The sequence below is a fragment of the Caulobacter sp. 17J65-9 genome (assembly GCF_010975005.1).
Classification (GTDB): domain Bacteria; phylum Pseudomonadota; class Alphaproteobacteria; order Caulobacterales; family Caulobacteraceae; genus 17J80-11.
In genome coordinates this window covers 1-7,383 of sequence record NZ_JAAIVC010000179.1, presented here as the reverse complement: position 1 = coordinate 7,383, position 7,383 = coordinate 1, and the positions used below count along the sequence as shown (strand labels likewise).

4 protein-coding genes are annotated in these 7,383 nt (G+C 70.2%); 2 read left to right on the top strand and 2 right to left on the bottom strand.

The window, feature by feature from the left end; all coding sequences use genetic code 11:
* Positions 1-127 precede the first annotated feature (127 nt).
* A complete protein-coding gene (locus tag G3573_RS18600) occupies positions 128-541 on the top strand; it encodes a prepilin-type N-terminal cleavage/methylation domain-containing protein (RefSeq protein ID WP_163263180.1) in 414 nt (137 codons plus the stop codon).
* A gap of 437 nt (positions 542-978) precedes the next feature.
* A complete protein-coding gene (locus tag G3573_RS18595; protein ID WP_163263179.1) occupies positions 979-6,441 on the top strand; it encodes a peroxidase family protein in 5,463 nt (1,820 codons plus the stop codon).
* 10 nt (positions 6,442-6,451) lie between these two features.
* On the opposite strand, the gene ccoS is transcribed toward G3573_RS18595, so the two are convergent.
* Positions 6,452-6,649 carry a cbb3-type cytochrome oxidase assembly protein CcoS gene (gene ccoS, locus G3573_RS18590; RefSeq protein ID WP_163263178.1) on the bottom strand — a complete coding sequence of 66 codons (198 nt, stop codon included), beginning with the start codon at positions 6,647-6,649 and terminating at the stop codon, positions 6,452-6,454.
* On the bottom strand, positions 6,637-7,383 hold a 747-nt coding region (locus G3573_RS18585; protein WP_163263177.1), incomplete at its 5' end, for an HAD-IC family P-type ATPase. The genes ccoS and G3573_RS18585, both read right to left, overlap by 13 nt.

Here is a 7,383-nt window from a genome sequence, read left to right as displayed (position 1 = left end):
CCGCCGGCACGGCCGCCTGGATCGCCGCGCGACGGCTCACGGGCTCCGGTCATACTGCCGGCGCGCCGCTCGGCGTGGGGCTGGCCGCGAGCACGGCGGCGGCGGCGATCTGGATCGCGGTGGGCGGATGAGGCCCCGGCCGCACGAGCGTGGCTTCAGCCTGCTGGAGGCGCTGGTCGCCCTGATGATCCTGGCGCTGGCGCTGGCGCCGCTGCTGTCGCTCCAGAGCCAGATCACCCGGCGCAGCGCCCGCCAGGCCGTGCTGCAGGAACAGGCCACCGCGCAACGCAACGCGCTCGCGATGCTGGATACGATCAATCCGATGGCCGAGCCCGCGGGCGAGCGGTCGCTGGCCCGCGGCTGGTCGCTGCAATGGACGGCCACGCCCCTGACCGAGGTCCGCCGCAGCCGTCGTTTCCTCGGCGGCGAGGGCGAGTTCGAGGTGGCGCTCTATGCGGTGGACGCCGCCGTCGTGCGCGACGCACGCACGGTCGCCGCCTTCACCGTCGAGCAGGTCGGGTGGCGGCGCCCCAACAGCTGACTCGCCCGCAAGCTGTGTCGTTTTGCAAGGGGACCGAGACAACCCGGAATCGCAGGCGAGGGTTCGCGGCCGCCGGCTGCGCATGCGCCGCCTCCGACGCCGAAACAGCGCCCGAAGACAGCCCGCGCCAACGCAAGGACCGCTGTCCGAGCCGCCAGTCCCGAGGGGTTTTCGCCCGGCGACGACCGGCCCGGGACCACGTGACTGCGCACTTTCCGAACGTTTGAAAATGCGCGCTCCGGTCGAATATGGCGGCGGCCGCTTATGGGGCCGGTGAGCGCCGATCCGGCGCAGGTCCGCCCAGGCCCGTCAGCTTCTTTTCACGTCTGCGAACGCCCGCGCGCGCGCCCCGAGGACGGGCGTCTGCGAGGCCGCGGGCGAGCACTCCGCGTCGCTTTCCACTCATCCAGTGCGCACGCCCCCGGGAGAGGGTCACCATGGCGAAGTTCATCCGTTCCGATCTGGAATTCATCCTGCAGCAGATCAAGATCGCGGAGGCCCACGCGAACGGCACGCCGCTGACCGACCTGATCCCCAGCCCGGTGCTGTCCTTCGGCCTGCGCACGGTCGACGGCAGCTATAACAACCTGGTGCCCGGCCAGCAGAACTTCGGCGCCGCCGACCAGCTGTTCCCGCGCATGACCAGCCCGTACTTCCGCAACGCGGAAAACGGCACGTCCTACGACCAGGTCAGCGGCATGGTGGTCGACAGCCAGCCGCGCGTGATCAGCAACCTGATCTCCGACATCAGCTCGCATAACCCGGCGGCGGCCGCGGCGGCCGGCTTCGACCTGGCGCTGGGCCTCGACGGCGTCGCCGGCACCGAGGACGACGGCAAGCACGTCGACAGCCTGTTCATCCCCAACGTCGCGCCCGACGTGGGCCTGTCGGCGCCGTTCAATTCGTGGATGACCCTGTTCGGCCAGTTCTTCGACCACGGCCTGGACCTGGTCAGCAAGGGCGGCAGCGGCTTCGTCTACATCCCGCTGAAGCCCGACGACCCGCTCTACGACGCCGACGGCCCGGACAACGTCGCCAACAGCGGCGACGAGACCAACTTCATGATCCTGAACCGGGCGACCAACCTGCCCGGGCCGGACAACGTGCTGGGCACGTCGGACGACATCCACGACCACAACAACCAGACCACCCCGTTCGTCGATCAGAACCAGACCTACACCTCGCACCCGTCGCACCAGGTGTTCCTGCGCGAGTACGCCATGGTCGACGGCAGGCCGGTCTCGACCGGCAATTTCCTGAACGGCGCGCAGGGCGGCCTGGCCACCTGGGACGACATTAAGGAGCAGGCCCGGACCAAGCTCGGCATCCTGCTGACCGACGCCGACGTCACCGACCTGCCGTTGCTGGCCACCGACCCCTACGGCGCCTTCTTGCGCGGGCCGAACGGCCTGCCGCTGGTGGTGATGAAGGGCGCGGACGGCAAAGCCGGCACCGCCGACGATCAGCTTGTCCAGGGCAACCTGGCCAGCCCGATCAGCACGGCGAACGCGGCGCGCACCGGCCACGCCTTCCTCGACGACATCGCCCACGCCGCCAACCCGCGCGACTCGCAGACGGGCGCGATGCTGACCCCCGACAGCGACACCGACGTCGGCGTCGACGACCACAACCCGCTCACCTACGACGACGAACTGCTGGGCCGCCACTTCGCCACCGGCGACGGCCGCGGCAACGAGAACATCGGCCTGACGGCGGTCCACACCATCTTCCACGCCGAGCACAACCGACTGGTCGAGCACACCAAAGAGATCATCCTGGCCACCAACGACCCGGTGTTCATCCAGGAGTGGGTGAAGCCCGGCGCGAACATCGCCGACGGCGTGCAGGACTCCGAATGGAACGGCGAGCGGCTGTTCCAGACCGCCCGCTTCGGCACCGAGATGCAGTACCAGCACCTGGTGTTCGAGGAGTTCGCCCGGAAGATCCAGCCGAACGTCGACATCTTCATCGCCCCGGTCGGCTACGACACGGGCATCAATCCGGCCATCGTCGCCGAGTTCGCCCACACGGTTTACCGCTTCGGCCACTCCATGCTGACGGAGTCGATCGACCGGCTGGATCCCAACTTCCAGTCCAGCGACCTGGGGCTGATCGAGGCCTTCCTCAACCCGGTGGCCTTCGACAAGGACCAGACCATCGACGCCGACGCGGCCGCCGGCGAGATCGTGCGCGGCATGACCCGCCAGGTCGGCAGCCACATGGACGAGTTCGTCACCGGCGCCGTGCGCAACAACCTGCTGGGCCTGCCGCTGGACCTGCCGGCGATCAACATCACCCGCGCCCGCGACGCCGGCATCCCGTCGCTGAACATGGCCCGGCGTGAATTCTACGCCGCCACCACCGACAGCCAGCTGAAGCCCTACACCAGCTGGACCGACTTCGCCGGCCACCTGAAGAACGAGCTGTCGATCGTCAACTTCGTCGCCGCCTACGGCCTGCACCCGCTGGTCACCAACGAGACCACGCTGGAGGGCAAGCGCGCCGCCGCCTGGGCGATCATCACCGGCCAGTCGGTGACTATCGCGGGCGATCCGAACACGACCGACGACGACCGCGTCATCGCCGGGCCCGCCGACCGGCTGGCCTTCCTGAACAGCACCGGCGCCTGGGCCAGCGGCGCGGGCGGGGTCACCACCACGGGCCTCGACAACGTCGACTTCTGGATCGGCGGCCTGGCCGAGGAGGTCATGCCGTTCGGCGGCATGCTGGGCTCGACCTTCGGCTTCGTGTTCGAGAGCCAGCTGGAGAACCTGCAGAACGGCGACCGCTTCTACTACCTGGCGCGCACCGCCGGCATGAACTTCATCAACGAGCTGGAGCAGAACTCCTTCGCCTCGCTGATCATGCTGAACACCGACGCCCGGCACCTGCCGCTGGACGTGTTCTCCACCCCGGCCTTCATTCTCGAGGTCGACCAGTCCCGCCAGTTCCACGCCGGCCTCGGCTCGGCCGACCCGACCGGCGGCTCGCTGACCCAGCCGCTGGTGATCCGCGGCCCCGGCAATCACCTCGAATACACCGGCCCGGACCACGTCGTGCTGGGCGGCACCGACGACGACGACACCCTGATCTCCAGCGAGGGCGACGACACCATCTGGGGCGACGGCGGGCGTGACCGCATCGACGGCGGCTTCGGCAACGACAACATCGACGGCGGCGCGGGCGACGACATCATCTGGGATCGCGGCGGCGACGACGTGATCAAGGGCGGCGAGGGCAACGACGCCATCAACGGCGGCGCCGGCCTGAACCTGATCATCGCCGGCGGCGGCAGCGACTTCATCGTCACCGGCATCGACGTGGCCGAGGTGTTCGCCGGCGAGGGCGACGACTTCATCAACGGCAGCACCGCCAACGAAGGCATGCAGGGCAACGAGGGCGACGACTGGATCGAGGTCGGCACCCAGGACGGCGCGCCCGGCGACAACTTCGATCCGTTCGGGCTGGACCCGATCATCGGCAACGACGTGTTCTTCGGCGACGGCGGCTTCGACGAGTACGTCGGCGAGGGCGGCGACGACATCATGGTCGGCTCGGGCGGCATCAACCGCAACGAGGGCATGTCCGGCTTCGACTGGGTCACCTACAAGGACCACGGCGTCCAGGGCGTGCTGGCCGACCTGTTGCTGCCGGCCTTCGACGAGACCCCGGCCCCGCCGTCGCCGAACACCGCGCTGGACCGCTACGCCGAGGTCGAGGGCCTGTCGGGCTCGCGCTACGACGACGTGCTGTTCGGCGACGACGAAGACGCCGCCACCATCCCGGTCAACGGCGCGCGCGGCAGCACCCTGACCAACATCGGCCTGATCAGCGGCCTGGCCGACGTGCTGGCCCCCGGCGCCACGTCGTTCTCGGCCGGCAACATCCTGCTGGGCGGCGACGGCAGCGACATCCTCGAGGGCCGCGCCGGCGACGACATCATCGACGGCGACCGCTGGCTGAACGTGCGCATCAGCGTGCGCGACCCGGGCGATCCCGCCCACGAGCTGTTCACGGTCGACCGGATGACCGCCCTGCAGGAGCAGGTGTTCGCCGGCGAGATCAATCCGGGCCAGCTGAAGATCGTGCGCGAAATCCTGACGGCGGACGGCAGCGACGACATCGACACGGCGGTGTTCACCGGCAATCGGGCCGACTACACCATCACCGCCGGTCCGCGCACCGGCTCGTTCATCGTCACCGACAACGTGGGGACGAACGGCTCCGACACGGTGCGCAACATCGAGCGCCTGAAGTTCGCCGACCAGACCGTGGCCATCACCGGCGGCAACGCCGCGGCCAGCGGCACGGTCAACATCAGCGACGCCACGCCGGCCGAGAACCAGACCCTGACCGCCACCGGCGCCTTCACCGACCTCAACGGCGTCGACACCAGCACCATCCGCTTCATCTGGCAGGTCGAAACCACGCCGGACACCTGGGCCGACATCGGCGAAGGGACGAACTTCCAGCCCGGCGACGCCCAGGTCGACCGCCGGCTGCGGGTGATGGCGGTGTTCAACGACCTGACCGGCGCGCTGGAGAGCGTCACCTCGGCCCCGACCGCGGCGGTGACCAACGTCAACGACGCGGCCACCGGCAATCCGGACGTGAACGACGTCCGGCCGACCGAAGGCTCGATGCTGACCGCCACGCCGGGCAACATCGACGACGCCGACGGCATGGCCGGCGCGGTGTTCGGCTATCAGTGGCAGCAGCTGATCGGGAACACCTGGACCAACATCGCCAACGCCAACGGGGCCAACTTCACCCCGACCCAGACCCAGGTGAACCGGCAACTGCGCGTGGTGGTCTCGTTCACCGACGCCCACGGCACGGCCGAGCAGCGCATTTCCCAACCGACGGCGGTGACCGGCGACCTGTTCGTCGGCACCAACCTGGCCAACATCTTCAACGGCGGCGGCGGCGACGACAACGCTTCGGGCCAGGGCGGCGACGACACCCTGAGCGGGGGCGGCGGCGACGACATCCTGAACGGCGGGGCCGGAGGCGACACCCTGCGCGGCGACGCCGGCGCCGACACGCTGGACGGCGGCGCCGGGGCCGACAACCTCGACGGCGGGGCCGGGGCCGACACCATGATCGGCGGCACGGGCAACGACACCTTCACCGTCGACAACATCGGCGACGTGGTGATGGAGGCGGCGGGCACCCAGGCGAACGGAAGCGACACCGTTCGCACCAGCCTCAACAGCCGGGTGCTGGCGGCCAACGTCGAGAACCTGACCTTCACCGGAAACGGCGGCTTCGCCGGCACCGGCAACGAGCTCAACAACCGCATCCAGGGCGGGAACGGGGCCGACACCCTGGACGGCGCCGGCGGGGCCGACACCCTGGTCGGCGGCGCCGGCAACGACACCTACTTCGTCGACTCCGTGAACGACGACATCACCGAAGCCAACAACAACGGCGGCGTCGACGTCGTCATGTCGACCAGCGCCAGCTTCAACCTCGACAACAACGTCGAGAACTTCCAGCAGGTCGGCGCCAGCGGCGTGGTGGTCACCGGCAACGGCCTCAACAACAGCCTGATCGGCGGCGTGGGCGCCGACAACATCAGCGGGGCCGGCGGCGTCGACGTGATCGAAGGCGCGGGCGGGAACGACGTGATGGACGGCGGCGGCGGCAACGACCGCTTCGTGTTCCGCGCCGGCTTCGGAACCGACCGGATCAACAACTTCGACGCCAATCCGAACGGCGGCGGCCAGGACGCGCTGGACCTGCGGCCGCTGGGGATCACCGGCGCGAGCTTCGGCGCCTCGGTGACCATCCAGGCGGTCAGCGGCGGGACCATGGTGATCATCGACGACGACGAGATCTTCCTGGCGGGGGTCGGCGTCAACACCGTCACCCAGCAGGACTTCATCCTCGCCGCCTAGGCGGAAAGGTTTACGGCCGGGCGGCCCCGCCTTCGGGCGGGGCCGTTCTGCTGCGCGTGGGGCCGGCGTCCAGATGGTCGTCGAGAATGCGCGCGGCCGCCCCCTTGGGGTCCTCGTACTGGCCGGCGTGGAAGGTCCACAGGAAGGCGGCCAGGCCGATCAGGCCCAGCAGCACCGACAGCGGCGCGAGCCAGATCAGGATGTCCACGGACGCCGCCCCACGAAGTTGAGCCGCAGCGCGTTCACGGTGACCACCAGCGACGAGGCGCTCATCGCCACCGCCGCCACGAACGGCGTGGCCAGGCCGATCACCGCCAGCGGCGTGGCGATCACGTTGTAGGCCGCCGACAGGCCGAAGTTCTCCAGCGCGCGCTTGCGGGCCGCGCGGGCGACGTCGACCGAGGTGACGACCGCCTCCAGCCCGCCCTCGAACACCAGGTCGGCGGCGTTCTGGCTGCCCTCGGCCGCCGAGCCGGGCGCCATGGAGGCGTGGGCGCAGGCGAGCACCGCCGCGTCGTTCAGGCCGTCGCCGACCATCAGGGTGTTCACCCGGCCCGAGGCCAGGGCGTTGACCGTCGCGGCCTTCTCGGCCGGGGTCAGGCCTGAGCGCCAGCGTTCGATCCCGACCGCGCGGGCGGCCTCGGCCACGGCGCTCTCGACGTCGCCGGACAGGATTTCGACGGTCAGGCCGCGCGCCTTGAGGGCGGCGACCACGTCGCGCGCCTCGGGGCGCAGCTCGTCGGCGAAGCGGAAGCGGACCTTGGTCTCGCCGACGAAGCCGAACCACAGCTCGGTCTCGCGGCCCGGCCCGCCGGGCACGCCCACCCAGTCGGCCCGGCCCAGGCGCGCGCGCTTGCCGTCGATCAGCCCCTCCAGGCCGAAGCCGGCGGTCTCGACCACCTCGGCGGCCACGGGGCCGTCGCCCGCCGCGGCGGCCAGGGC